Source organism: Tomitella fengzijianii (genome assembly GCF_007559025.1).
GTDB lineage: Bacteria > Actinomycetota > Actinomycetes > Mycobacteriales > Mycobacteriaceae > Tomitella > Tomitella fengzijianii.
The window spans coordinates 299,680-323,104 of sequence record NZ_CP041765.1 but is presented as its reverse complement, the minus strand read 5'-3'; the positions used below and the strand labels follow the sequence as shown (position 1 = coordinate 323,104).

The following is a 23,425-nucleotide window of genomic DNA, read 5'->3' as shown; positions in this document are numbered from 1 at the left end:
GAGGGGGGATCCTGTGATCAGGCCCGGTTCTTCCAATACCCCGGCTGAAGGGGGATGGGGAGACCCGTGCCCTCCTGCTTGGCCACGGAGTCGAACCGGGCACCCGCCGCGTCGATCTGCTCGAGAAGCTCCTCCGCCAGATCGATCTCGCTCTGGTAATGGCGACGCGACCATGCCATGACTATCTGCGTGTAGGCCCACGACGGCTCCCTGCGCGCACTCTCCGCACGCGCAGCCGCGCCGTCACGCAACTCCGTCATCTGCGCGATGTGTTCCCGCACCATCTCCTTGAGCCGCGCCGGATCGCTCAGATGCCCCAACCACAGGTGCAGCATCGTCGAATGCTTGAGCACCGGCCGATCCACCGCGGACTCACGCGCCCACCGGCGCAGGGCGGCTATGCCTCCAGGGGTGATGGTGTAGACCCGCCGGTTCCGCGTCCCCGTCTCGCCCGCGGCGGACTCGACGAATCCGTGCTTCTCCAGGCGTTTGAGCTCGGAGTACACCTGGCTGAACGACGGTGACCAGTAAAAGTAGTTGAGCGACCAGTCTGCCCAGGTCTTGATGTCGTAGCCGGAGAGCCCCTCGCCGAAGGACAACGTCCCCAGCACCGCCCAGGCCGTGGCCGGCATCGACGGCAACGCCTGATCAGACGGCTCGTCGTCGGCGTCTTCGGGCGGGGCATCGGCAGAGGTGGACACGGGTGAACGCTAACAGTCTGTACGCCACATCCGGGGCCTGTGCAGACTCCATGCCGCCACATGGGAGCTCCGATGTCGGGTTGCCCTGCGCAGGTCTACCGTGACGCCCACATACCTGTGCACCCTGTCACCGCGCCGCCGAGATGCGCCGGCGCCGAAAGAGGACTTCATGGCAAAAGCAGCACGCGCCGCGCTTCCCCCCGTCCCCGCGAAGGACATCACCGTCGACCTGCTGGTGATCGGATCCGGCACCGGCATGGCCGCCGCGCTGACGGCGCACGAGGAGGGCCTGTCGACGCTGATCGTGGAGAAGACCCCGTACGTGGGCGGTTCCACGGCACGCTCCGGCGGCGCGTTCTGGGTGCCGGCCAACCCGATCCTGAGGAAGGCCGGCGCCGGCGACTCCCTCGAGCGCGCCGAGGAGTACGTCAGCTCGGTGGTGGACGGCACCGCCCCCGCGGAGCGCGGGCAGTCGTTCCTCGACCATGGGACCGCCGCCGTCGAGATGCTGCAGCGGACCACCCCCCTCAACCTCTTCTGGTCCAAGGGCTACTCCGATTACCACCCCGAGAAGCCGGGCGGCAACGCCGCGGGGCGCACGTGTGAGAGCAAGCCGTTCGACGCCTCCGTGCTGGGCGAGGAGCGCCCGCGTCTGCGCCCCGGCCAGATGGAGGCGCCGATGCCGATGCCCATCACCGGCGTCGACTACCGGTGGATGAACCTGATGGTGCGCAAGCCGGGCAAGGCGTTCCCGCGCATCTTCCAGCGCCTGTCCCAGGGTGTGGGCGGCAAGGCCCTCAAGCGCGAGTACATGGCGGGCGGCCAGGCGCTGGCCGCCGGCCTCTTCGCAGGCGTGCTGCACGCGGGGATCCCGGTGTGGACCGAGACTTCGCTGGTGCGGCTCGTGAAGGAGGACGGGCGCGTCACCGGCGCCGTCGTCGAGCAGGCCGGCTCCGAGTACACGATCACCACGCGGCGCGGCGTGGTACTCGCCGCGGGCGGGTTCGACCACGACATGGCGATGCGCCGCAAGTTCCAGTCGGAGCGGCTGCGCGACAACGAATCGATGGGCGCCGAGGGCAACACGGGCGACGCGATCCGCGCCGCCCAGGACGTGGGCGCGGGAATCGGCCTGATGGACCAGGCATGGTGGTTCCCTGCCGTGGCGCCCTCCCGCAGCGGAAACCCGCCCATGGTGATGCTCGCCGAGCGTGCCCTCCCCGGCTCGTTCATCGTGGATCAGACCGGTCAGCGGTTCGCCAACGAGGCCAAGGACTACATGTCGTTCGGCCAGACGGTGCTGCAGCGCGAGCGTGAGGGCGACCCGGTCGAGTCCATGTGGATCGTCTTCGACCAGAAGTACCGCAACAGCTACGTCTTCGCGGGGATGCTCTTCCCGCGCATGGCCATCCCCGAGTCCTGGTACAAGGCGGGCACGGCCCATCGCGCCGACAGCCCCGCGGCGCTGGCCGACTCCGTGGGCCTGCCGCGGGAGTCGTTCACCGAGGCGTTCAAGCGGTTCAACGTGTCCGCGGCGGCCGGCAGCGACGAGGACTTCGGCCGCGGCCGCAGCGCCTACGACCGCTACTACGGCGATCCCACCGTCTCCCCCAACCCCAACCTGCGTCCGCTGGACCACGGGCCGTACTACGCGGTCAAGATGACGCTGAGCGACCTCGGCACCTGCGGCGGCGTGCTGGCCGACGACAAGGGCCGGGCGCTGGGCGAAGACGGCACCGCCATCGACGGCCTCTACGCCATCGGAAACACCGCCGCCAATGCCTTCGGTCACTCGTACCCCGGCGCCGGCGCGACCATCGGCCAGGGCATCGTCTACGGCTACATCGCCGCGCGCGACGCAGCCGGGAAATAGGCCCCATGGGTCGGCTCGATGGCAAGGTCGCCATCGTCACCGGCGCTGCGCAGGGCATGGGCGCCGCGACTGCCCGGCTGTTCGTGGCGGAGGGCGCGCGCGTGGTGCTCACGGACGTGCTCGACGACGCCGGCGCTGCGGTGGCGGCATCGCTGGGCGACGCCGCGGCGTATGTGCACCACGACGTCGCGGACGAGGACGGCTGGGCCGCGGTGGCCGGGACCGCCCAGGACACGCTCGGCGGCCTCGACATCCTCGTCAACAACGCCGGCGTAATGCACTGGGCGGGGATCGAAGAGCTGTCGGCGGAGAAGACGCGCCGGCTGCTCGACGTCAACGTCATAGGCGCGCTGCTGGGCGCCAAGGCCGTGGTGCCGCACATGCGGAGCGCGGGCGGCGGCGTGATCGTCAACATCTCGTCGGTCGACGGCCTGCGCGGCGTCAACGGGCTGTCCGCGTACACCGCCAGCAAGTGGGCGGTGCGCGGGCTGACCAAGGCGCTGGCCTTCGAGCTGGGGCCGGCGGGCGTCCGGGTCGTGTCGGTGCACCCCGGCGGGGTGGACACGACGCTCGGCAATCCCACCGGGCGCACCGGATCCGACCTGCAGTCGAGCTACACCGGCGTGCCGCTGCAGCGGATCGGTGAGCCCGACGACATCGCGCGTGTGACGCTGTTCGCCGCGAGCGATGACGCCGCCTACATGACCGGCGCGGAGCTCGCCGTGGACGGCGGCTGGTCGGCGGGCACCTACTATCCGGGCCTGCCCGGGACTCCGGATGCATTGATGCCGCGCGGCTGACGCCACGCGTCGCGCCCCGCAGCCGCGTTGCTGCGGGGCGCGACGCGTTTCCCTTGCCCCCAAAGCGCTTCAGCGATTCACCCACCCGTCCGCCCAGCGGGAGGACCAGGCAAAACAGCCCGGGCATCGCCCCCGAGGTGATCAACCAGAGGGCGTTCGCCGGCGGCTGGTGGACGAGGCCAAAGCGGACGGGTTCGACGGTAACCTCGTGTACGTCGCCGTCAACGCGCCGGAACAACGGTCGATCGCCACCGCGGCGCAGGCGATGCTGGGCGCCGTCGGGATCAACGTGGACGTGCAGTACACCGCAACCGTCACGGACATGGTCAAGCGGCTGTACGTGGACTACGACTTCGACCTGGCCTCGGCGTCCAACAGCATGACGGACCCGTTGGCCACGCTCCGCTTCCCCGCCGCGTTGGGAAGCGACTCGGCGAACAACATCGCCGGATACGACGACCCGGAGATGGACCGCCTGCTGGCGGAGGCCAGGTCAGCGACCACCGACGATGCGCGAAGCACCGCCCTCGCCGCGATCGAGCAGAAGATCCACGACGACGTTCCGATCCTCTCGGTCGCGTCGGGCGAGAACTTCGTCGCCTGGTCGGACGACGTCCACGGCGTGCTGACCAGCAACGACTCGATCGTGCTGCTGGGGAAGACCTGGATCGGTTGACCGCGGACGTGCACGGGCCGGGCGGAGACGATCCGCCCGGCCCGCAGTCCGCGCTCAGCGGTTGGAGTTGCCGAAGTCCACCGGCAGGCGCACCCCGGTCATGTACTTGGCCTCGTCGGAACACAGCCACGCCACGACGTCGGCGACGTCCTCCGCCTCGAGGATCTCGTAGGGCAGCGAGTTCATGAAGATCGGCGACAGCGTGTGCGCGTACTTGTCCATCAGCGGGTTCATGTCGGCGGACATGTCCATGCCCGTGCGCACCCCCGCCGGGTGCACGGTGTTCACCCGGATCTTGTGCTCGCCCAGCTCGTTGGCCATGGTCTTGGCCAGGCCCACGATCCCGAACTTGGTGGCGCTGTAGTGCGCGGTGAACGGCGTGCCCTTCAGCCCGGACTCTGAGCTGGTGAACACCATCGCACCGCCCTCGCCCTGCTCGATCAGGTACGGGATCGCGGCCTTCGCCGTGTTGAAGGTGCCGGTGAGGTTGACGTCGATCATCTCCTGCCACTCGGCCGACGTGATCTCCCAGGACATGCGGCCCGTGCAGATACCGGCGTTGGCGATCACCGCGTCGAGCCGGCCGAACGCGTCGGTGCCCGCCTTGAGTGCCGCCGAGAGCCCCTCGAAGTCGCGGGTGTCGGCGACGGAGGCGACGATCTTCCTTCCCGCCTCCTCCACCAGGCGTACCGTCTCGTCGAGGTCGGCCCGGGTGGCGCCCGGGTAGGACGTCGAGTCGAACTCCGCGCACACGTCCACCGCGATGATGTCCGCGCCCTCGGAGGCGAACTTCACCGCCTCGGCGCGGCCCTGGCCGCGTGCCGCCCCGGTGATGAATGCGACCTGCCCGCTGAACCGCCCGCTACCGCTCATCCTCGTACTCCCTCTGCATCGTGGTCGTTGGAGATGTTGTCCACCTCACTTTTCCAGGCGGCAGACTGCGCCACATCGCGCTCTCCCGCTGCCCGGACAAGTCCGTTCCGGCGGCGACCACGGGGCGGCAGCATGCGGGCATGCAAACCGAAGTGTTCGTCGTCGACAGGGTGGTGACCTCCCCCGGCAAGGGAAGGGCGTTCGTCGGCGCCTACCTGGCCGGATACGCACCCGGCGCCCGCTCGCGCGGGATGGTCCTGGACCGGATACTGGTGAGCCCGCCCATCTGGCGCGACGATGAGGGCAACACCGTGACGGCCACATGGCGGCTCGACGGCGTCTCCGCCTGGTGGGACATGACGCGTGCCGGGCGCGGCGACCCGGCATTGCGGGACTGGTGGGACGGCGTCGCACCGATGATCGCGGAACGCTCGCGGTCGATGGCCGCGGCCGCGGCGGATGTGGACGGGCTCTGCGACCTATGAAGAGAAGAACGACGTATGACGTGATCCGCAACGTCCACCTGCGCCATGGCACACCGCGGGACGGCGTGGTGGAGAAAACGATCCGGACTGCCGCGTCCGATTCCGGCGCCCTCTGCCACGTCGTCGGTGCGCCGCTGCCCGGGTCGATCGCCGCCGGCGACCTCATCGTGCGATTGCGTTACGCCGACCGTGCCGCCTGGACTGCAGGACGCGGCGCCCTCGACGCGGCGCTCGCCGGGCCGGGCGTCGACCGCTTCCACGGAGCCGAGTTCGGCGCGGGCACGTCCGGAAGCCGTACCGGCGCCGCCGATGCCACCTGCTACCGGGCGCTACTGTTGCGCGTCGCCCCACTCGCCGTCCCCGGGGAGGTCGCACGATTCGAGCATGATCTCCTCACGATGCCGCGGCACATGTCCTCCATGCGCTCGTGGCACCTCAGCCGCGTCGACTCCGCGTGCGGGCCGACCACGTGGACCCACGTGTGGGAGCAGCGGTTCGCCTCGCCCGAAGACGTCACAGGCCAGTACCTGGACCACCCTGTGCACTGGGCCGTCGTCGACAAGTGGTTCGACCCCGAATGCCCCGAGTCGATCATCCGCGACCGGGTCTGCCACGCGTTCTGCGCGGCCGGTCAGGATGTGCTGGACCGCAGGTGATCGTGCATGTCGCCGGAGAGGTCCAGCATCGAGTAGTCGCGTGAGCTGAAGCGCCACGCGCCGCCGGACCGCTCGAACTCGTCGTGGTACCGGCCCGCGGCGATCACTTGCAGCGGCAGGCCGGCCGTCGCCTGCAGCACCGTGTAGTACGACCGGGCGCGGGCGCGGCCCGCCTCCTCGTCGATCTCGAGGATCGGATTGGTGATCACGTGCTTGGTGCGCGGCGTGCCGTCCTCGTGCAACCGGACGGTGCCGCGCCAGACGGCGAGGATCCCCGCGGCGTCCAGCTCGCGCTTGCCGGCGTGGATCGTAGCGTGTCGGAACAACTCCGCCGCGTCGTCGAGCCGCCCCGAGTCCATGCACTCCGCGTAGAGATAGAGCAGGTTGGTGATCTCGGTGGCGGCGGACCCGCCGGCCGCGGCCGGCCCGGATGCGTCGTACCCCTCCGGCCCGCCCCCCAGGACCGCCTGCGTGCCGAGCGTGCCGCTCATCCGCTTGGTTCGGTGGGTCATCTTCCATTCGCCGTCGATCCGCGCCCACTCGTCGTGGTAGTCGCCGAGGGTCTGGAAGGACAACCCGCGCAGCGCCCCGGTGCCCAGGTGCAGGTCGGAGACGTAGGCGCGGCTCTGCGCGGTGTCACCGTCGGCGCCCAGGTCGATGAGCACGTTGGACACGAGGTGCTGGGTGGGCCCGCACTCATCGAGGAAGCTGCGCATCAGCGCGATCATCTCGTCGCGGCTGCGCAGCGTGCCGGTACCGAGCTCCGCGGTCGCGTCCGGAGTCGCGATCCGCTCGATCGCCGCCCAGTCCCTGGCATCCATGGCCCGCGCGAAGCCGACGATCCCGCGGTAGATGGCGCGCTCATCCTCGTGTGACGTGATCATGGTCACCAACCTAACGGCGCGAGGAACGCAGGCCCCGCCGCGCTTCCACCCGCCGGGATCCTCTCCGCCGCGGTCACCCCAGCCGGATCGTGCGCTTGGCCAGCACCCAGCGTCCGCCGACCCGGGTGAACTCGTCCAGGTAGCGCCCCATGTTGACCACGCGCGGAGCCTCGTCGGTGCGGACGTAGAACTGCCACAGCGAGACCGCCGTCGCCGATTCTCCGTCGTCCGCCACATCGATCGCGCTGCAATTGACGACGTGCCGCGTGTGGCTGCCTTCGCCCACCGTCCCCGCAGCGCGCCGTTCCCGCGCACCCCGGGCGATCTCGTCGACGCCGCGCGCGGTGCGGGCCGCCATCGAGGTCCGCGGATCCTCCGGCATCTCCCACTCCGCGTCGGGCGCGAACTGCGCGCAGTACTCCTCCACCGTGCCGTCGTCCGCGAGGTGCGCGATGCGGGCGATGAGCGAGCGGATCCGCTCCGAGTCGCACGCCCCGCTCATTCCTGCACCCCCGTCGCCTCAGCACCCGCAGTCGCAGACCCGGCCGCCGCGAGCCCGGCCCTGCGGCCGAAGAACGTTCCGGGCCCCAGCGAGGTGCCGCTGATGTAGCCGCCGCCGTGCAGCCCCGAGGATGCCCGGCCCGCGGCGTAGAGGCCGGCGATCGGCCCGCCGTCGAGGTCGTGGACGCGCCCGTCGGTGTCGGTAACGAGCCCGCCGAGCGTGAAGACCGCGGCACCGTTGCCGCCGGCGGAGCCGCCCTCCGGCGGCGCCATGCCCAGGCGCACGTCGATGGCGGCGAACGGCGCCCGCAACGGGCGCAGCCACCGGGCCGACTTGCGGAACCACGGGTCCTCGGCGTTCTCCGCATGCCGGTTGTACTCGGCCACGGTGTGCTGCAGGGCGTTCTCCGGCAGCCCCATCTCCTTCTCCAGCTCGGCGACGGTCTCCGCCACGTGCGTGGGCTGCAGGCCCCAGCGTTCCTCCTCCGGCACGTCCTCGAAAGCCTCCTCGTCGAGCACCACCCACACGTTCATCCCCTGGCGGTACAGCGCCTCGATGCCGACCAGCCCGGGATAGACGTCCTCGTTGATGAACCGCTGGCCGTGCCCGTTGACCACGATCCCGCGGGTCATGTAGCCGGGGATGGTCTGGATGCCCACCTGGCCGGTAGACATCCGGCGCACCGCGGCGCCGGCCGCCTGCGCCATGACGATGCCCAGTCCGTCGTCGCCGCTGTCGGAGACCTTGGCGCTGCCGACCAGCTCCGGCGCGTGCTCGGCGAGCATCGCCTCGTTGTCGACGAAGCCGCCGGTGGTGAGCACCACCCCGCGCCGGGCCCGGTACGCGTAGTCGGTGCCGAACCGGCGGGCGATCACGCCGCACGCGCGCCCCTGCTCGTCGACGATGAGACGCAGTGCGCGGGTGTCCGCATGCACCTCGGCATCGGTGCGCGTCGATACGGCCTCGACTAGCCGGTCCATCAGCACCTTGCCGCCGAAGCCCTCGGACTGCACCCGGTGGCCACGAGCCGCCGGCGCGGCCTGTTGGTTGTACGGCCAGGCCGCCTCGCCCATCCACATCAGCCCGTCGTCGGTGGGCGGCACCCAGGTGGGACTGTCCCACAGCGATTCCTTAAACGGGACGCCCTGCCCGGCAAGCCAACCGAAATGTTCCAGGCTGTGCTCGCTGTAGACGTGGATCTTCTCCTCGTCCGCGTCCGGCCCCAGCGCACCGATGAGATAGGCCGCCATGTCGCGGGCGGTGTCGGTGAACCCGCACGCCGCCTGCACCGGGGTGCCGCCGCCCAGGTAGATCTCCCCGCCGGAAAGCGCCGATGAGCCGCCGGGCCCGCTGGCACGCTCGAGGATCGTGACCGCAGCGCCCGCTCCGGACGCCTCCAGGGCCACCGCGGCGCCCGCGCACCCGAAGCCGACCACCAGCACGTCGGTCTCATGGTCGTAGGCCTGGACGGCCTCCGCCGGAACGGGTTTGACGCTATGCGTGAATTGTGACGTGTGACTCACCATGACCCTAGAGTCACCCAGCCACGTCCCGCCGGGAACACCTCTTCCCGGCGACCGGGAGCCGCGCCGCCGGCCGGGTCAGCGGTTCAGCCACGCGTCGTCGAAGAGCATGATGCCGCTGTAGCTGTACTTGATGTCCTGCACCGCGGGGTTCCAGGCGAGCATGTTCGGCCGCGCCCCGAAGTTCACCAGCGGCGCCGTCTCGTTGAACCGCTTCTGCAGCTTGTCGATCGCGGCGCGCTGCGCTTCCGCGTCGGGCGCCGCGCCGAGCTCCGCGAGGATCGCGTCCACCTGACCGTCCGCGAAGCCGCCCATGTTGTTCGACGACTCGCTGTCGAACGCCTTGAACAGCGGCAGGTACGGCACTGCGGCACCGTGACGCTGCCCATCGACGGCGAGACCATGGGCTCCGCCCGTATCGAACGCACCACTCCCGGTGCGTTCAGCCTGAACGAGCAGTTCGACGCGGGCGTGAACAGAGGCAGCCCCGTCTCGGACGACTACGCGCAGTGCGGCCCCTTCGACTTCACCGGCGTGCTACACAGTGTGCGGGTGGACCCCCGGACGTCGACGCTGAAGGACCAGGCACGGACGTTTCCGCCGAGGAGCATCGGCGCATGAAACTGGCCATGCACTGACCGGACCGCCGGGGCGTAGCGACGGAAGGAACCCGGGGCCCGGTACTGACACCGAAAGGACGTGGCATGACGGAAGACCGCCTGCGGGCGCTCGAGGAGCGGGTCGCGAAGCTCGAGGCCCGCGACGCGATCGTCGCGTTGAAGCACCGTTACCTGCGCGCCTGCGACGCCAAGGACCCCGAAGGGTTCCGCGCGGCGTTCATCGCAAAGGGCGCAGTGATCGACTACGGGCCGCTCGGGCGTTTCGAGGACGCCGACGGCATCGCCGCCGTCTACCGGACCATCGCACTCGAGAAGGTGGACGAGGCGTACGTGGTGCTGGACATGCATCACGGATTGCATCCGGATATCCGGCTCACCGGGCCGGACTCCGCCACCGGGCAGTGGACGCTGCGCTTCCGGCAGGTCGACAGGCGGGCCGGGACCGAATCGGTGAGCGCCATCGAGTACGACGACGAGTACGCGGTCGAAGACGGCGAATGGAAGATGTCGGCATGCCGGTCGAGGATCCTGTGGACGATCACGCGCCCGCTCAGCGACGCGGCGGTCACCGACGTCCACTGACCTACCGCTGCGGGCCGGGCGCGGCGATGGGCGGCCACGGACGGCCGAACCAGGCCTGCTCCATCCGCGCCAGTTCCGCACGACGCCGCTCGATCGGCGCGCGGCGCGCCGGCGGTGCCGCCTCGAGCAGGTGGTCGTCCCAGGTGGGCGGGGTGTACACGAGCCGCGTCGTCAGGTCGTCGTCCTGGAGCACGCCGATGCCGAGATCGCGGTCCAGCAGCACGCTCAGCAGCGATTCGATCTCGCGATCGCCTGGATCGCCGTGTACGGGTCGTTGATCGAGGTGGGCAGTGCTCGCAGGGCGAGGTCGTTGAGCAACCGGAAGGCGAAGGCCGGATTTTGTCCGCAGGTGCGCTCGTGGCCCACCTCGAACAGCGCCGCCAGCTCGCCTTCGTCGCGCACGTCGTCGGTGCCGTGAATTCGCAGGAAAACCGCCCCATCGCACAGCAGTGCGCCGGGGCCACAAGCAGGCGGCCGGCGGGTCCCCGATCAGCGCCGAATCACCCGTGGGGGGTGAGAGCGCGAGGTCGCCCGGGGTGCAGCGGAGGGAACCGCAGGCTCAGCACGGAGCCCAGCGTGAAGTAATTGCGCACCAGCCGGAACCACACGTAGGCGGGCACGTACCGCAGCGCGCTGGGGCGGTACAGCAGGCACGCGAACACCGTCATCAGCAGGGGCATGCCTAGGACGGTGGCGACCTCGGGCTGCCAGCGCAGACCGGAATACACCGACTGGAATCCGATCACAGCGAGCCCGGCGAAGATGAGGATCGGCACGTGCATCGCCCGCCGGGCGGCGTTGCCCAGCTGGAACGGCATGACGAACATGCCCGTCATCGACCGGGGATGCAGGAGCGTGCCGCGGTTGTGCGCGACGATGTGGTAGATGCTGCGGAACCAGCGGGTGCGCTGTTCGCGCAGGTGCGCGAACGATGCCGGCGTCTCGCTGTAGTAGACGGCCTGCGGGTCGGCCACCGTGTGGTAGCCGGCGCTGTCGAGCCGCAGGCAGATGTCGGTGTCTTCGCCGTTCATGCCCTCTACGATGCCGCCCACCTCCAGCACCACGCTGCGCCGATAGATCGCGAACATGCCGGGCACACCCAGCACCCCCTGGTAGCCCATCAACGAGTACTGGTACAAGCCGTGCCGCAGGTACACCTCGACCAGCCGGACTTTGTCGATCCACGTCTTCTCCTCGGCGGGCAACGGCATGCCTCCGACCGATCCGACGCGCGGGTCGGCGAAGTGGCTCATCGCCGTCTTCAGGCAGCCCTCGCCGATCACCGTGTCCGCGTCGATGCGCACCACGAAATCCTGCTGCAGATGCCCGAGCCCCATGTTCAGCGCGTACGCCTTGCCCGGCGTAGGGCACTGGAGCACCTCGCCGGTGATGTTGGTGCAACTGATGATGGCCCGCTCCGCGACGGCGGTGGTCGCGTCGGCGGACGCGTTGTCCACGACGCAGAGGTGGATCAGGCCGGGGTAGCTGAGGGCGGCACGGTCCACTGCGCAGATGGTCGCCGCGATGCCGTGCGCCTCGTTGTGCGCGGGGACCAGCACGGCGAGCGGTGGAGCGAACACCGCCCGGCGCGAGCGCCGCAGGCGCACCCATCCCGCCGAGGCCGTCAGTACGGCGAACACCTGCTGCACCAGGAAGATGCCCGGACCCAGTCCGCCGAGCAGGGCGATCCGCTTGAGATCGAACACCGTCTCGAAGAACACGCGCGCCACCGCGATCGCGACCACCGCGGCGATGAGGATGCTCACCGCCAGCACGACGTATGCCCGGGCCGGCACGCGCGGTCGGAGCGCCCTGCCGGAGCGGTCGGGCAACGCGGCCTGGCGCAGGATGGTGTACGGGAAGACCGCGAGCGCGATGACGGCCGACGACGCGGCCTGGAACCCCACCGGCAGGCTCGCCACGTCGGCCCTGGCCAGGCTCCAGCCGATCAGGTCGATCGCCACGCACACCGCCGCGAACCTGGCCAGCATCGCAGCGCCCAGCGCGATCCGCCGCCAGATGTTGGTGTAGGCGTAGGCGGCGTAGGTCACGAAGAACACGACGACGAAGACCCGGGTGGGCAGTCCGCCGTTGCCGCGGCTGTCCGGGAGCAGGACCAGTGGGTAGAGCCCCGTGATGCCGTTGTGGGCAGTCATCATGGTGACCAGCAGCGCGAGCAGGGAGAGTCCCGCGAACGCCAGCAGGAAGCCGTTGGACGCGCTGGCCGGACGGTCCACCGAGATGCCGGCGGGCGCACTGTCGACCGAGCGGAAGTGCTGGTCGACCGGCACGGGGACGGCGGCGTCTGCGCGGTGCCGGGCGATATGCGGTGCACTGGTCACCGCGGTGCCGCCGTCCGGGGTGTGCCGGTGCCGACCACCGCGCCGGATCGGTCGAGGGCGAAGGCCCCACCAGTGACGGCCACCTGGGCGCATTCCCGGCCGAAATCGGGCAGCGGCAACCTGCCGGGTTCGCCGACCGTCTGGACGGCGAGCCCCGCAGCGCCGGCGGGACCGGTGGCGCACTGCGTGAGCACGCCCGCGGCGAACGATGTCACGTCGAGCGCGGCCTCCCCGGCCCCCGCGACCAGGCGCCCATCCTGCACATGGGCGAGGGTGCCGACGTCCCGCGCGGCACCGAGCAGCACGAACGGCCGGTCCGGGGCAGGGGCGGCGCCCCAGTGGACGTCGGGCGTGTACATCGCCGGCGTGAACGCCGCGAGTGTGGGTACGGCCGCGGTGAGCAGCGCGTCGGTCTGCTCGGGTTCGGTGTCGGGCACGTACACGGCGAATCCGGATGCCAGCGCGGCCGGGACGCCCGCTAAGCCGGCCGCGGCGGAATCGCCCATGACGAGCGACGACGTGTCGAGGAGCTGGATCGGGTAGCCGGTGACGCGCACATCGCACCCGGCGAGGTCGCGGTCGCGCTGCACTTCGATCACGAGGCTGTTGGACAGGCGCTGCTCCGCCACCGGCAGGTCGATGGAGACCGGATCGGCGGTGTGCTCGAGCGTGCGGCTGTCGATGAACTTGCCGTTGAGCTGGATGTTCATCACCCAGGTCAGGTCGGGCGGTGACGCGGGCAGCTGGATCGCGACCCGAAGGGCGTCGGGTGCCCGCCCACCCGGCAGGTCGGCAGTGGAATAGGAGACCCGCCACCGGCGGACCATCGCGATCTGCTGTTCGGTCGTGTCGGCGCCGAGGGACGCCAGCCCCACCTCGCCGTTGGCCAAGTCCGCGATGCCCGTGCTCGTCACCGCGCGAGGGTCGCTCGATACCGCGTCGGCGGAGGCTTGCGCGGGCGTGGTCACCAGGCGCGCGATGGCCCCGGCCTGCGGTGCGACCATCGCGACGACGGCCGTATCGCCGACGGTGCCGACGACGATCGCGTCGTCCCCCGCGCCGGGACCATTCCAGCCGAGCCTGCCGAGGGCGCCCGGCGGCCCGACGATCACCGCGTCGCCCACGCCGGACCGGGGCACCGTGCCGGCGTAGGAGACGGCGTGGCCCTGCTGCGTCAGCGCGACGCCGAGCTGCATGGCCGCGGTGCGCCACTCGTCGCCGTGGTCGGCCAGCACGATCGTCATGTCCTCGTCCCACACGGCGACGGCATCACGAACCGTGCGCACCGGCCGTGCCAGGGCCGACTCGACGAGCGTGTCGGGAGTCAGCGTGACCAGCATGCCGGCCGAATGGTCGGGCATGCAGATGCCGTCGTGCAGCGTTCCGTCCACCGACGCCCGCACGCGGACCTGGCCGTCTTCGACGGCGCCCGCCGGGACGGAGATCGTCTCGCGCAGTTCGTTGACGCCGGTGGGGAGCGAGCGCCGCAGCAACGGCGTGCCGTCGACGGCGATGGTGAGGAACACGGTGCTGTTCTCGGCCACCTGGGTCGACCCGCGCAGCTGCACCCGCGTCTTCCCCGGCCCGGCGTCGACCGGCAGCGTCGCCGTGAACGTGGCCGTCGGCGTGTCGTCGCTCAGCCGGATGCCGTCAGGATACCCCATCGCCGCGAGGGACTTGCTGTAGTGGCGGTCGGCGGGCACGTGCAGGGAGTCCGTGTCGCCACCGAACCAGTACGGCCGGGCGATGAGGAACGCCGCCAGCACGACCACGGCGACCCCCAGCACCAGCCATGCCGAGCGCGGCACCCGCCGGCCGTTCTCGCCGGCGTGGTAGCGCGGCTCCTGCTCTTCCGGTGGCCTGTCCGAATGATCAGGGTCGCCCGAGGGCTCTGGGTCGTCGGGGCCCTCTGTCACGACGGCACCCCCGCCATCGCCTCACGCTCACGGTTCCAGTACGACGTGCAGGGGATCCGGTGCGGGTCGACCCGGTCGGCGTACTTCTGCGCGACCTCGATCGACTCGACCAGCAGGTCCGACTCGAGCAGCGTGGGCTCGAGGCCCAGACCCAGCAGGTGGTCGTTGCGCACGCCGAGCGTGTTCGCGTCGGCCTCGCGCCGCGGGTTGGCGACATTGCTGACAACGCCACCGGAAGCCCCGGCCACGATCCGCGCCAGATCGGACACACAGTGCGTCTCGGTGACCTGGTTCATCACGCGCACCCGGCCGGCGACCTCGTCGCCCGACTCGACCGCCAGGCGGATGCACCGCACGCTGTCGCGGATGTTGATGAACGCGCGGGTCTGCCCGCCCGACCCGTGCACCGTGAGCGGGTGGCCCACCGCCGCCTCCACCAGGAAGCGGTTCAGCACCGTGCCGTAGTCGCCGTCGTAGTCAAAGCGATTGATCAGGCGATGGTCGAGCGCTGTCTCGTCCGTCTGGGTGCCCCACACGATGCCCTGGTGCAGGTCGGTGATCCGCACCCCGTCGTTGGCGGCGTAGAACTGGAACATCAGCTGATCGAGGGACTTGGTCAGGTGGTAGACGCTCCCGGGCTGGGTCGGATAAAGAATCTCCCGGGCGCGTTCGACGCCGTTGTCATCGGGGTAGCTGACGGTGAGGTACCCCTCGGGCAGGTCCAGCGGCACCGTCTCATACCCGTAGACGCCCATCGACCCCAGGTGCACCAGGTGTGCGTCGGAGCCCGTCTGCACCAGCGCCGCCAGCAGACTGTGCGTGGCCCGGACGTTGTTATCCACCGTGAAGCGCTTGTAGTGCGGGGACTTCATCGACAGCGGCGCCGAGCGCTGCTCCGCGAGATGCACGACGGCGTCCGGCCGTCCCTCCGTGAGCAGCCGCACCAGTGCGTCGGGTTCGATGGCGAGATCGCAGGTGACGACCCCGATCCGCAGGCCCGTCGCCTCGCGCCACGCCTCGACGCGCTCCGCGAGCGGACGGATGGGGGTGAGCGACTGCACGCCCAGCTCCTCGTCGATGCGTCGCCGGACGAGGCTGTCGACGATGGTCACGTCATGGCCATGCGCCGACAGGTGCAGTGCCGTGGGCCAACCGCAGAACCCGTCACCGCCGAGGACGAATGTACGCATTTGCTTTCCCTCTCGCGTCCGCGCGACCGGCGCCTCCCCTCCAGGAGACGGCCACGACCCCACGGGTCGGATGCGCGATTCGGGGGGGCGCACGACGACCCGCCCTATCGCCCACGCTAGACCATTCGCAGAGTTTGCTCACCGATTTGATTCGACCCGCCATCGACGAATTGTCCATTCGCAATTGAACTCTTTGACATGCGCAGGGAAGCGAAGACCGAGTGCGGAACTCAGGGTGAAGTCGCGAGCGAGCAGCCGGAAGACCACCGATCTCCCGAACGGCGCTACGCCGGTGTGCGGCGTCCGCGCTCATTACGGTCAAGCGAGGAGCTTGGCCTTCGCCGCGGCGAACTCGTCGTCGGTCAGCGCCCCCGACTCGTGCAGCTGCTGCAGCTGCTGGATGCGGCGATAGGTCGTCGGCCGGAGGCCGCTGCGGCGGCGCAGGAGGCGGAGGCCGCTGCGGCGGCGCGTACTGCGGGGCCTGTTGCGAACAGTGAAGACTGTGAGCGGCGGGGCGGCTGGTGACAGGTGAGGCCTCCGGCGTATCGCAGGTGGTGTCAAAGCAACAACGACACTGCCGGAGGCATCATGTCCACGGTAAATGCTGCCGCCCGTCACGATCTGAACGACGCGCAGTGGAAGGTACTCGAACCGCTCCTACCTGCACCGGCGCGTGTGGGCCGACCGCGTGTGTAGCCGGTGCGCCAACTGGTCGACGGGGTACGCCACCGTGTCCGCGTCGGCTGCCCCTGGCGCGACGTGCCAGAACGGTACGGGCCCAACGCGGCATCACCACCCGATACGACAAACTCGCTGTCCGCTACGAAGCGACGGTCCGCGTGGGCACCATCGACCGCTCGCTCACACGACTTTCGTAACAGGCCTTAACCCCTGGTCAGGAACGCCAGCACTGCGGAGAGCCACTCGTCGCGCGCCTCGATCATCGTCCAGTGCCCGCAGTTGGGCAGCACGTGCAGTTCGGCCTTCGGGATGTCGCGCATCGGCAGCAGCGCCATGTCGACGGGGCTCACCCTGTCGTCCCGACCCCAGGTGATGAGCGTCGGGGCCTGGATGTCGCCGAACCGCGCCCACAGGGGCACGATCCCCGCCGCCTTCGCCGCCGCTGCCGCCGCCGCGAACGCCTTCGGGGTGTACATCCGCCGCGCCGCCTCAAGCGTCTCCGGCTCCACGGCGAGCTTCCAGCGCTCTTCGATCAGCGCCTCGGTGACGGTGGCCGGGTCGTAGACCATCGAGTGCAGCCACGCGATCAGGCGTTCACGCGTGGGATCCTCCGTGAACTGCATGAGCAGCTTGATGCCCTCGGACGGGCTGTGGCTGGTCAGCGCCTTGCCCACCCCTCCGATGGTGACGAGACGACGGATGCGGTGCGGCTCGTCGACGGCAACGGTGGCGCCGACGATCCCGCCCATCGAATTGCCGATCACGTCCACGGCGCCCAGGCCCATGCCGTCGAGGAACCGTCCCACCGATTCGACGGCCATCTGCATCGGGTGGCCTTCGCCGGTGTCGGAGATGCCGTATCCGGGGAACTCCAGGATCAGGCACCGGAAGTGCTTGGCCAGCTCGCCGACCACGCCGCGGTAGTTCTGCCAGCCGGACACCCCCGGGCCGGAGCCGTGCAGCAACAGCAGCGGCGGGCCGTCGCCGATGTCGTGGTACCGCAGCACTCCGCCGTCCGTGGTCAGCTCGCGCATCGATTCGTCATGGTCGACCTTCACCGTCATGGGCCGCCTCGCTTCCTGTCTCGTCGTCGAAGAATCCGTGCCCGCGGCCGGCGGAGCCCGCCGCGCATCGCTTGTGATGTTTCCCCTGATACGCGGGCATGCGCTGTGCGTTCCCGCCGGACGGCACGCGCGCGCCGGTTCTCAGGGGTTGAGCGGGCGGTTCACCCAGGTGCCGTCGGGGCGGGCGAACCAGCCTCCCGCCGCGTGACTGCCGCCGTCGACGTGCACCGTGGTGCCGGTGACGAACCGCGACAGGTCGGAGGCGAGGAACAGCGCGGGTCCCGCGACGTCCTCCGGCCGGCCTGGCCCGCCCAAAGGCGCCCACAGCGGCCACTTGTCCCGGTGCTCCTCGGCGACGAGTCGCTCGTAAGGCACCTGCGGCGTCTCGATCAGGTCCGGTGCGACGGCGTTGACCCGGATGCCGTCACGGCCCACCTCCAGGGCGAGGCTTCGCGTGAAGTGCCGCAGCGCCGCCTTGTACGACGCGTACATCGTCTGCCCGGGGATCCCGCGGTGCGCTTCCACCGTCGTCATGTTGATGATCGATCCGCCCCGGCCGCGGGTGGCCATGCCCGGCAGCAGGGCGTGGGTCATGTGCAGGGCGTGGTCGAAGTTGACGGCTCCCAGGCCGGCCCACTCGGCCGGGTCGGCCTCCGCGAAGGGCGTCGCCGGGCGGAGGAAGTCGCCCACGTTGTTGACGAGGACGTCCACCTCGAACTCCGCGCATCGAGGCCCGGTCGCGGGGTCGGTGACGTCGGCCGCCACGGTGTGCGCCGACGGGACCGCGGCGCTCAGCGCGTCGAGCGCCTCCCCGTCGATGTCCACCGCGACGACGTGCGCCCCGTGCTCGGCGAACAGCCGCGTGACGGCCGCACCGATCCCCTTGGCCGCGCCCGTGACCAGTGCGGTCTTCCCCTCGAGCAGCGGGCCGGGCCCGTGCATGCTCACGACGACTCCCGGACCTTGGCCACCATCTCCTCGACCGCGCGCTGCGCATCGCCCTGCCGGTATCCCAGCAGCGCGGTCTCCTCCGGGTCGGTCCGGTAGGAGATGGTGTTGCCGCGGCCCTGGATGATGAACGGGTCCGGCATCATCGGGTGTTCCTCGTCGCGCTCCTCGAGTCGCACGGTCGAGCCCGCGGCGTCGAAGAACGTCTGGAAGTACTCGCGGAAGCTCCAGTTCGCGTCGCCGATCAGGTAGGCCTTCCCGGGCTCGCCCCGGTGCAGCGCGCCACCGGCCGCCTCCGACAGCGACCGCACCGACATGTAGTTGGTACCGCCGGCCGGCGCGAAGTTCGGCACGTCCGGCAGTCCGCCGTCCGCCCACTGCACGAACCGGGCGATGCGCTTGAGCGGCGCCCCCGGGATGACGCCGAGGATCGAAGGCGGGTTCAGCGTGCACGCCGCGAAGTCCGCGTCGGCGAGTTCGCGGGCACGCTCGTCCGCCAGCGCGCGGCCACGCACGTACGGGTTCGACTCCACCAGCTCCGGAAGAACCTGGTGGTAGTAGCTGCCCACCTGCACGAACCGGCGCACACCCGCCTTCTTGGCCAGCGCCGCGAACCGGGGCACCGACTCCACCTGAGTCGACTCCCAGAATTCCGCTGCGTCGGCACCCTTGGGCAGGTGGCGCGGGTCGTTGCCCGCGGCGAAGACGACGCCCTCGAACGGCTCGAGATCCGCCTCCGAGAAGTCGCCGCGCGTGTAGTCGCCCCGGATCACCGGGAACTGCGCGGCCACCGTGCCCTCGGCGGGCTCGCTGCGGGCGGCCAGCGTGACCTCGTCTCCGAGATCGCGCAGGTGCGTGGCGAAATGCGTGCCGATCATGCCGGTGCCACCTACGACCAGAACCTTCACGAAGCCTCCTCCCCGCGCAGCGCGCGGACCGATTTCACAAGCTCCGTTCACACTCGCCCGAAGTAGGCCTCCTTGACCACCTCGGTATCCGCGAGGTGGGACGCGCACTTGTGAACTCCGGCAGCACTCACGGCGTTCGGCTACTTCACGCAGTGCCCCGCGTCCACGGGGAGGGTGACCCCGGTGATGAACCGGGCCTCGTCGGATGCGAGGAACAGGCTCGCGTTCGCGATGTCCTCCGGCTCGAGCATCGGCACCGGGAGCAGGTGCATCGACTGCGTCCCGGCCTCGAACTGCTCCTGCGTGGGGTGCTCCTCTCCGGGACAGAACGAGCGCATCGTGCCCTCGTTCTGGATCATCGTCGTGCGCGTGTTCGCCGGGTGGACGGTGTTGACGCGGATCCGGTGCTCGGCGAGTTCTTGGGCTAGTCCACGCATGAGACCCACCACTCCGGTCTTCGCGGCGGCATAATGTCCGACGCCGACGAGCCCGCGCAGGCCGGCGATGGAGCTGACGAGCACGATCGACCCGCCCCGGCCTGTCGCGAGCAGGTGCGGGATCGCCGCCTTGCACGTCTTCCACACGCCGGTGAGGTTGACGTCGAGCATCGTCTGCCAGACCTCTTCGTCCAGCTTCGCCGCCGGGGCCGCCGAGCTGATCCCCGCGGCGGCGCAGACGATGTCGAGCCTGCCGAGCTCATCGACTCCGTCGGCCACCGCGGCGTCGAGTTCCGCCTGGTCGCGTACGTCCGCCTTGCGCGCGACGATCCGCCGCCCCAGCGCCTCCACCTGCCGCACCGTCTCTCGCAGGTCCTCCGGCGATGCGCCCGGCGTCGTCGAGTGCTCGACGGGGGCGCAGCGGTCGACGACGATCACGTCCGCGCCTTCCTGCGCGAAGCGCACCGCCTGCGCGCGCCCGATGCCGCGTGCCCCGCCGGTGATGAGCGCGACCTTGCCCGCGAGCCTGCCCGCATCCCCGTGCCCCATCACGCCACCTTCTGCGTCAGTCCGGCGTCCACCACGATCTGCTGACCGGTGATGCACCGGGATTCATCGGAGGTCAGGAACGCCACGGCGTTGGCCACGTCCTCGGGCTCGGCCCACGGGATCGGCAGTAGATGCCGGGCGGCCAACACGCCCGCCACGTCCTCCGGGCCGGGGTTCTCCAGGTCGGGCCGCAGCCGCGCGAAGGTCGCCGGGTTGTTCGTCATCGCCGTGTTCACCGCCCCCGGCAGCACCGCGTTCACGCGGATCGACTGCCCGCCCAGTTCGTTGGCGAGCGTGCGCATCAGCCCGATCACGGCATGCTTTGCGGCGCTGTACTGGGATGCGCCGGGCACCGACTTGATGCCGGCCGTGGAGCTGATGAGGATCACCGATCCGCCGCCACGCTCGGCCAGCGCGGGGACGCCCGCCTTGACGGTGTGCCACGCGCCCGTCACGTTGACCCCGACGGCCAGGTCCCATTCCGCCTCGTCGATGGTCCACGATGGCCCCGGATTCCGGCTCACCCCGGCGTTGGCGACGACGGCGTCGAGGCCTCCGAAGCGGTCCACGCCGGCGCGGACCGCTTCGTCGAGAGCCGCCTGCTCCCGCACGTCGGCGCGAAACGTCACCACGCCGCGCCCGTGTTCGCGCACGCTCCGCGCAGCAGCGTCCAAGCCGGCCTCGTCGAGGTCCACGGCGATGATGTCCGCTCCCCCCGCGGCGAGGCGGTCCGCGAAGGCGAGCCCCATGCCGGCCCCCGCCCCGGTCACCAACGCGACCTTGCCTGCCAACCTTCTGTCCGTGCCGAGGCTCATGTCCCTGCCCATCCGGTGATCGACGTTCACTGGTCGACTCGGGACGGTAGTCATCGGAGCGCTCCCCGGAACCACGTTCTCCCGCGGGTTGGGAGACGGCGGTCACCCGGCCGGCCGCGCGTTCTATCGTCCGCTGTGGCAGGCGATGCCGGGGCGAAAGAGGAGGTGGCCATGGGCGACGCGCAGCACCAAGGTTCCGCGGAAGGGGCTGCGGTCATCACGGGTGCCGGGAGCGGGATCGGCGCCGCGGTCGCCCGGCGCGCCGCCGCGCGCGGCATGCCGGTGGTCCTGGCCGACCTCTCCGCCGAGCGGATCGAGGCGGTCGCAACGGCGATCACGGACGCGGGAGGCGACGCACTGACGGTGCCGACGGACGTCGCCGATCCCGACTCCGTGGAGGCGCTGGCCGAGGCCGCCTATGCGCGCCACGAGCGGGTCGGCCTGCTGGTCAACAATGCGGGCGTCGAGTCGCTGGGCAGCCTGTGGGAGCTGCCCGTGGACGAATGGCGGCGGGTGATGTCCGTGAACATCGACGGCGCGTTCCACGGCATCCGCTCCTTCGTGCCGCGGATGGGGGCGGATCCCGGGCCGTCGCGGGTGGTCGTGACGACGTCGGTCGGCGGCATCGGCACCCTGGCCGGCATGGGCGCCTACGGCGTGTCCAAACACGCCGTCCAGCAGATGACCGAAACGCTCCATCTGGAGTGTGCGCAGGCGTTTCCGCAGATCGGCGTATCCGCCTTCGTGCCCGCGCACGTGACCACCCGGATCTTCGAGGACGTCGCGCCCAGCGCTCATGCCGGCGCGGCCGTCGACCACTGGCGGACGCAGCTGCGCCAGAAGGGCATGACCGCCGACGAGGCGGCGCGCATCTTCTTCGACGGGGTCGACCGCGGCGACTTCTGGATCTGCACGCACCCCGACGTGTACTCGCGGCTCGCGGGCCGGCGCGCGCAATTGCTGGCGGAGGCACTGCCGCCGGACTACGGGTGAGAACATCGGTCCAGTGCACGGAATCTTCCGCGGGCGGAAAGGAACATGAGCATGGAGTACCGGCAGGTTGGACGCAGCGGCTTGACGGTCTCGGCGATGGGGCTGGGCTGCAACAATTTCGGCGCACGCCTGAGCGAGGACGACACCGCCAAGGTGGTGCACGCGGCGCTGGACGAGGGGATCACGTTCTTCGACACCGCGGCGATGTACGGCGACGGCTTGTCGGAGACCTACCTCGGCAGCGCTCTGGGGCCACGGCGGGATGAGGCCGTCATCGCGACGAAGTTCGGGGCGCACCGGAGTCCGGGAACCGACCAGGCCACCGGCTCGCGCGGCAGCATAATCCGCGAGTGCGAGGCCGCCCTGCGTCGCCTCGGCACCGACCGCATCGACCTGTATTACCAGCACTATCCCGACAAGCACACCCCGATCGAGGAGACCCTGTCCGCACTGGACCGGCTCGTCCGCGACGGCAAGGTCCGCTACATCGCGAATTCGAACGTGAGCGGCTGGCAGATCGCCGACGCCGACCACCTGGCGGCGCGCGGCCGGACGGACCGCTTCATCGCGTCCCAGTTCGAATGGAACCTGCTCAAACGCGGCGCCGAGGCAGAAATCGTGCCCGCTTGCCGTCGCTTCGGCCTCGGCATGATCCCCTTCTTCCCGCTCGCCTCCGGCCTGCTGACCGGAAAATACTCGGCGGGCGAACCGTTCCCCGCCGGCACGCGACTGGCGACGTCCTCCTACTTCGCCAAGGACGCGACGGAGCAGAACTTCGCCACCGTCGAGCGGCTGCGCGCGATCGCCGACGAGCACGGGCACACGCTGCTGGAGCTCGCCGTGGGGTGGCTGCTGGCGCAGGACGGCGTGCCGTCGGTGATCTCGGGTGCCACATCGGTGGAGCAGGTTCGTCAGGGTGCGGCCTCCGCGGCACGTACGCTGACCCACGAGGCAGTGGACGCAGTGACCGCGGCCACGGAACTCTGAGCGGAACTCGGGCAGAGAGAGCCTGGGCGGGAAAGGGAATGGCAGTGGCAGCACACGGGGACTGGACCGAGCTCTACAAGTATTCCGACGCCGTGCGGTCGGGCGATTTCGTGTTCTGCTCGGGGCAGACGGGGCTCGACGAGCACGGGGCGGCACCCGCGGATCCCGCCGAGCAGTACCGCCTGGCGTTCGCGTCGCTGCGGCGGGTGCTGGCCGAGCAGGGCTGCGGGCCGGAGGACATCGTGGACCTGACGAGCTTCCACACGCACTATCCGGAGAACATGGCGGAGTTCATGGCCGCGAAGGCCGAGTTCCAGGGCGACGGCCGGCCGGCGTGGACCGCGATAGGCGTTGCGGCGCTCGGCACGCCCGACACCCTGGTGGAGATCAAGGCGACCGCGCGGGTGCCGGGAGAGTAAG

The 23,425-nt window shown here is 70.3% G+C and carries 27 protein-coding genes and 1 pseudogene; 10 read left to right on the top strand and 18 right to left on the bottom strand.

The window, feature by feature from the left end:
• Window positions 1-17: 17 nt before the first annotated feature.
• The gene (locus tag FO059_RS01540; protein ID WP_233266845.1) at window positions 18-701 is read right to left on the bottom strand and encodes a PadR family transcriptional regulator; all 684 of its coding nucleotides are present in this window, start codon (window positions 699-701) and stop codon (window positions 18-20) included.
• A 169-nt stretch (window positions 702-870) separates the two neighbouring features.
• On the opposite strand from FO059_RS01540, the gene FO059_RS01535 reads away from it, so the two are divergent.
• The 3 genes from FO059_RS01535 (at window position 871) to FO059_RS01525 (ending at window position 4,050) form a co-directional block, all read left to right on the top strand.
• Complete coding sequence (locus FO059_RS01535; RefSeq protein ID WP_143905775.1) at window positions 871-2,574, top strand: 3-ketosteroid-delta-1-dehydrogenase; 1,704 nt, start codon at window positions 871-873, stop codon at window positions 2,572-2,574.
• 5 nt (window positions 2,575-2,579) lie between these two features.
• Entirely contained in the window at window positions 2,580-3,374 is a 795-nt protein-coding gene (locus tag FO059_RS01530; RefSeq protein WP_143905773.1) for a glucose 1-dehydrogenase, read from the top strand.
• Between the two features lie 169 nt (window positions 3,375-3,543).
• Window positions 3,544-4,050 carry a periplasmic substrate-binding domain-containing protein gene (locus tag FO059_RS01525; protein WP_143905771.1) on the top strand — a complete coding sequence of 169 codons (507 nt, stop codon included), beginning with the start codon at window positions 3,544-3,546 and terminating at the stop codon, window positions 4,048-4,050.
• Window positions 4,051-4,104: 54 nt separating this feature from the next.
• On the opposite strand, the gene FO059_RS01520 is transcribed toward FO059_RS01525, so the two are convergent.
• Window positions 4,105-4,923 carry a mycofactocin-coupled SDR family oxidoreductase gene (locus FO059_RS01520; protein WP_143905769.1) on the bottom strand — a complete coding sequence of 273 codons (819 nt, stop codon included), beginning with the start codon at window positions 4,921-4,923 and terminating at the stop codon, window positions 4,105-4,107.
• Between the two features lie 140 nt (window positions 4,924-5,063).
• Between FO059_RS01520 and FO059_RS18590 the strand changes: the two genes are divergently transcribed.
• Window positions 5,064-5,408, top strand: a complete 345-nt coding sequence (locus FO059_RS18590) for a hypothetical protein (RefSeq protein ID WP_235671104.1) — start codon at window positions 5,064-5,066, stop codon at window positions 5,406-5,408.
• Window positions 5,405-6,064 carry a Dabb family protein gene (locus FO059_RS01515; protein WP_233266847.1) on the top strand — a complete coding sequence of 220 codons (660 nt, stop codon included), beginning with the start codon at window positions 5,405-5,407 and terminating at the stop codon, window positions 6,062-6,064. The genes FO059_RS18590 and FO059_RS01515 overlap by 4 nt, the downstream gene beginning before the upstream one ends.
• Here the strand turns inward: FO059_RS01515 and FO059_RS01510 are convergent.
• From FO059_RS01510 to FO059_RS01495, 5 genes and pseudogenes are all read right to left on the bottom strand, one after another.
• Window positions 6,040-6,525 (bottom strand): nuclear transport factor 2 family protein, encoded by a 486-nt coding sequence (locus FO059_RS01510; protein WP_282451594.1) that lies wholly within the window; start codon window positions 6,523-6,525, stop codon window positions 6,040-6,042. The two genes, FO059_RS01515 and FO059_RS01510, sit on opposite strands and share 25 nt — an antisense overlap.
• Window positions 6,526-6,573: 48 nt before the next feature.
• A pseudogene (locus FO059_RS18585) lies at window positions 6,574-6,948 on the bottom strand (nuclear transport factor 2 family protein); the annotation flags it as partial.
• A 73-nt stretch (window positions 6,949-7,021) separates the two neighbouring features.
• Window positions 7,022-7,450, bottom strand: coding sequence for a nuclear transport factor 2 family protein (locus tag FO059_RS01505; protein WP_143905767.1), 429 nt, complete (start codon window positions 7,448-7,450; stop codon window positions 7,022-7,024).
• Window positions 7,447-8,976, bottom strand: a complete 1,530-nt coding sequence (locus FO059_RS01500; RefSeq protein WP_143905765.1) for an FAD-dependent oxidoreductase — start codon at window positions 8,974-8,976, stop codon at window positions 7,447-7,449. Before FO059_RS01500 ends, FO059_RS01505 begins: the two co-directional genes overlap by 4 nt.
• A gap of 75 nt (window positions 8,977-9,051) precedes the next feature.
• Window positions 9,052-9,339: a hypothetical protein gene (locus FO059_RS01495; protein WP_143905763.1), complete on the bottom strand. Its 288-nt coding sequence runs from the start codon at window positions 9,337-9,339 to the stop codon at window positions 9,052-9,054.
• 9 nt (window positions 9,340-9,348) lie between these two features.
• On the opposite strand from FO059_RS01495, the gene FO059_RS01490 reads away from it, so the two are divergent.
• Both FO059_RS01490 and FO059_RS01485 read left to right on the top strand, forming a co-directional pair.
• On the top strand, window positions 9,349-9,594 hold the full coding sequence (locus tag FO059_RS01490) for a hypothetical protein (protein WP_143905761.1): 246 nt from the start codon (window positions 9,349-9,351) through the stop codon (window positions 9,592-9,594).
• 83 nt (window positions 9,595-9,677) lie between these two features.
• Complete coding sequence (locus FO059_RS01485; RefSeq protein WP_143905759.1) at window positions 9,678-10,175, top strand: nuclear transport factor 2 family protein; 498 nt, start codon at window positions 9,678-9,680, stop codon at window positions 10,173-10,175.
• A gap of 1 nt (window position 10,176) precedes the next feature.
• Here the strand turns inward: FO059_RS01485 and FO059_RS01480 are convergent, their stop codons facing one another.
• The 11 genes from FO059_RS01480 to FO059_RS01420 form a co-directional block, all read right to left on the bottom strand.
• The gene (locus FO059_RS01480) at window positions 10,177-10,398 is read right to left on the bottom strand and encodes a hypothetical protein (RefSeq protein WP_143905757.1); all 222 of its coding nucleotides are present in this window, start codon (window positions 10,396-10,398) and stop codon (window positions 10,177-10,179) included.
• A 2-nt stretch (window positions 10,399-10,400) separates the two neighbouring features.
• Window positions 10,401-10,625: a DUF2254 family protein gene (locus FO059_RS01475; RefSeq protein ID WP_143905755.1), complete on the bottom strand. Its 225-nt coding sequence runs from the start codon at window positions 10,623-10,625 to the stop codon at window positions 10,401-10,403.
• Between the two features lie 50 nt (window positions 10,626-10,675).
• Window positions 10,676-12,517, bottom strand: a complete 1,842-nt coding sequence (locus tag FO059_RS01470) for a glycosyltransferase (protein WP_233266849.1) — start codon at window positions 12,515-12,517, stop codon at window positions 10,676-10,678.
• The gene (locus FO059_RS01465; protein WP_143905752.1) at window positions 12,514-14,433 is read right to left on the bottom strand and encodes a hypothetical protein; all 1,920 of its coding nucleotides are present in this window, start codon (window positions 14,431-14,433) and stop codon (window positions 12,514-12,516) included. The genes FO059_RS01470 and FO059_RS01465 overlap by 4 nt, the downstream gene beginning before the upstream one ends.
• Window positions 14,430-15,623: an NAD-dependent epimerase/dehydratase family protein gene (locus FO059_RS01460; protein WP_143905750.1), complete on the bottom strand. Its 1,194-nt coding sequence runs from the start codon at window positions 15,621-15,623 to the stop codon at window positions 14,430-14,432. Before FO059_RS01460 ends, FO059_RS01465 begins: the two co-directional genes overlap by 4 nt.
• A 318-nt stretch (window positions 15,624-15,941) precedes the next feature.
• Entirely contained in the window at window positions 15,942-16,241 is a 300-nt protein-coding gene (locus FO059_RS18580; protein WP_235671103.1) for an SHOCT domain-containing protein, read from the bottom strand.
• Between the two features lie 266 nt (window positions 16,242-16,507).
• Window positions 16,508-17,368: an alpha/beta fold hydrolase gene (locus tag FO059_RS01440; RefSeq protein ID WP_143905746.1), complete on the bottom strand. Its 861-nt coding sequence runs from the start codon at window positions 17,366-17,368 to the stop codon at window positions 16,508-16,510.
• Between the two features lie 141 nt (window positions 17,369-17,509).
• Complete coding sequence (locus tag FO059_RS01435) at window positions 17,510-18,310, bottom strand: SDR family NAD(P)-dependent oxidoreductase (protein WP_143910329.1); 801 nt, start codon at window positions 18,308-18,310, stop codon at window positions 17,510-17,512.
• A 2-nt stretch (window positions 18,311-18,312) separates the two neighbouring features.
• The gene (locus FO059_RS01430) at window positions 18,313-19,224 is read right to left on the bottom strand and encodes an NAD-dependent epimerase/dehydratase family protein (RefSeq protein WP_143905744.1); all 912 of its coding nucleotides are present in this window, start codon (window positions 19,222-19,224) and stop codon (window positions 18,313-18,315) included.
• Window positions 19,225-19,364: 140 nt separating this feature from the next.
• Window positions 19,365-20,210 carry a mycofactocin-coupled SDR family oxidoreductase gene (locus tag FO059_RS01425; RefSeq protein ID WP_143905742.1) on the bottom strand — a complete coding sequence of 282 codons (846 nt, stop codon included), beginning with the start codon at window positions 20,208-20,210 and terminating at the stop codon, window positions 19,365-19,367.
• On the bottom strand, window positions 20,210-21,025 hold the full coding sequence (locus FO059_RS01420) for a mycofactocin-coupled SDR family oxidoreductase (RefSeq protein ID WP_143910328.1): 816 nt from the start codon (window positions 21,023-21,025) through the stop codon (window positions 20,210-20,212). The genes FO059_RS01425 and FO059_RS01420 overlap by 1 nt, the downstream gene beginning before the upstream one ends.
• A 171-nt stretch (window positions 21,026-21,196) precedes the next feature.
• Between FO059_RS01420 and FO059_RS01415 the strand changes: the two genes are divergently transcribed.
• The 3 genes from FO059_RS01415 to FO059_RS01405 are packed head-to-tail and all read left to right on the top strand — an operon-like array spanning window position 21,197 to window position 23,424.
• Window positions 21,197-22,018, top strand: a complete 822-nt coding sequence (locus tag FO059_RS01415) for an SDR family NAD(P)-dependent oxidoreductase (RefSeq protein ID WP_143905740.1) — start codon at window positions 21,197-21,199, stop codon at window positions 22,016-22,018.
• 51 nt (window positions 22,019-22,069) lie between these two features.
• Entirely contained in the window at window positions 22,070-23,005 is a 936-nt protein-coding gene (locus tag FO059_RS01410) for an aldo/keto reductase (RefSeq protein WP_143905738.1), read from the top strand.
• Window positions 23,006-23,043: 38 nt separating this feature from the next.
• A complete protein-coding gene (locus FO059_RS01405) occupies window positions 23,044-23,424 on the top strand; it encodes a RidA family protein (RefSeq protein ID WP_143905736.1) in 381 nt (126 codons plus the stop codon).
• The last annotated feature ends 1 nt before the right edge of the window (window position 23,425 follow it).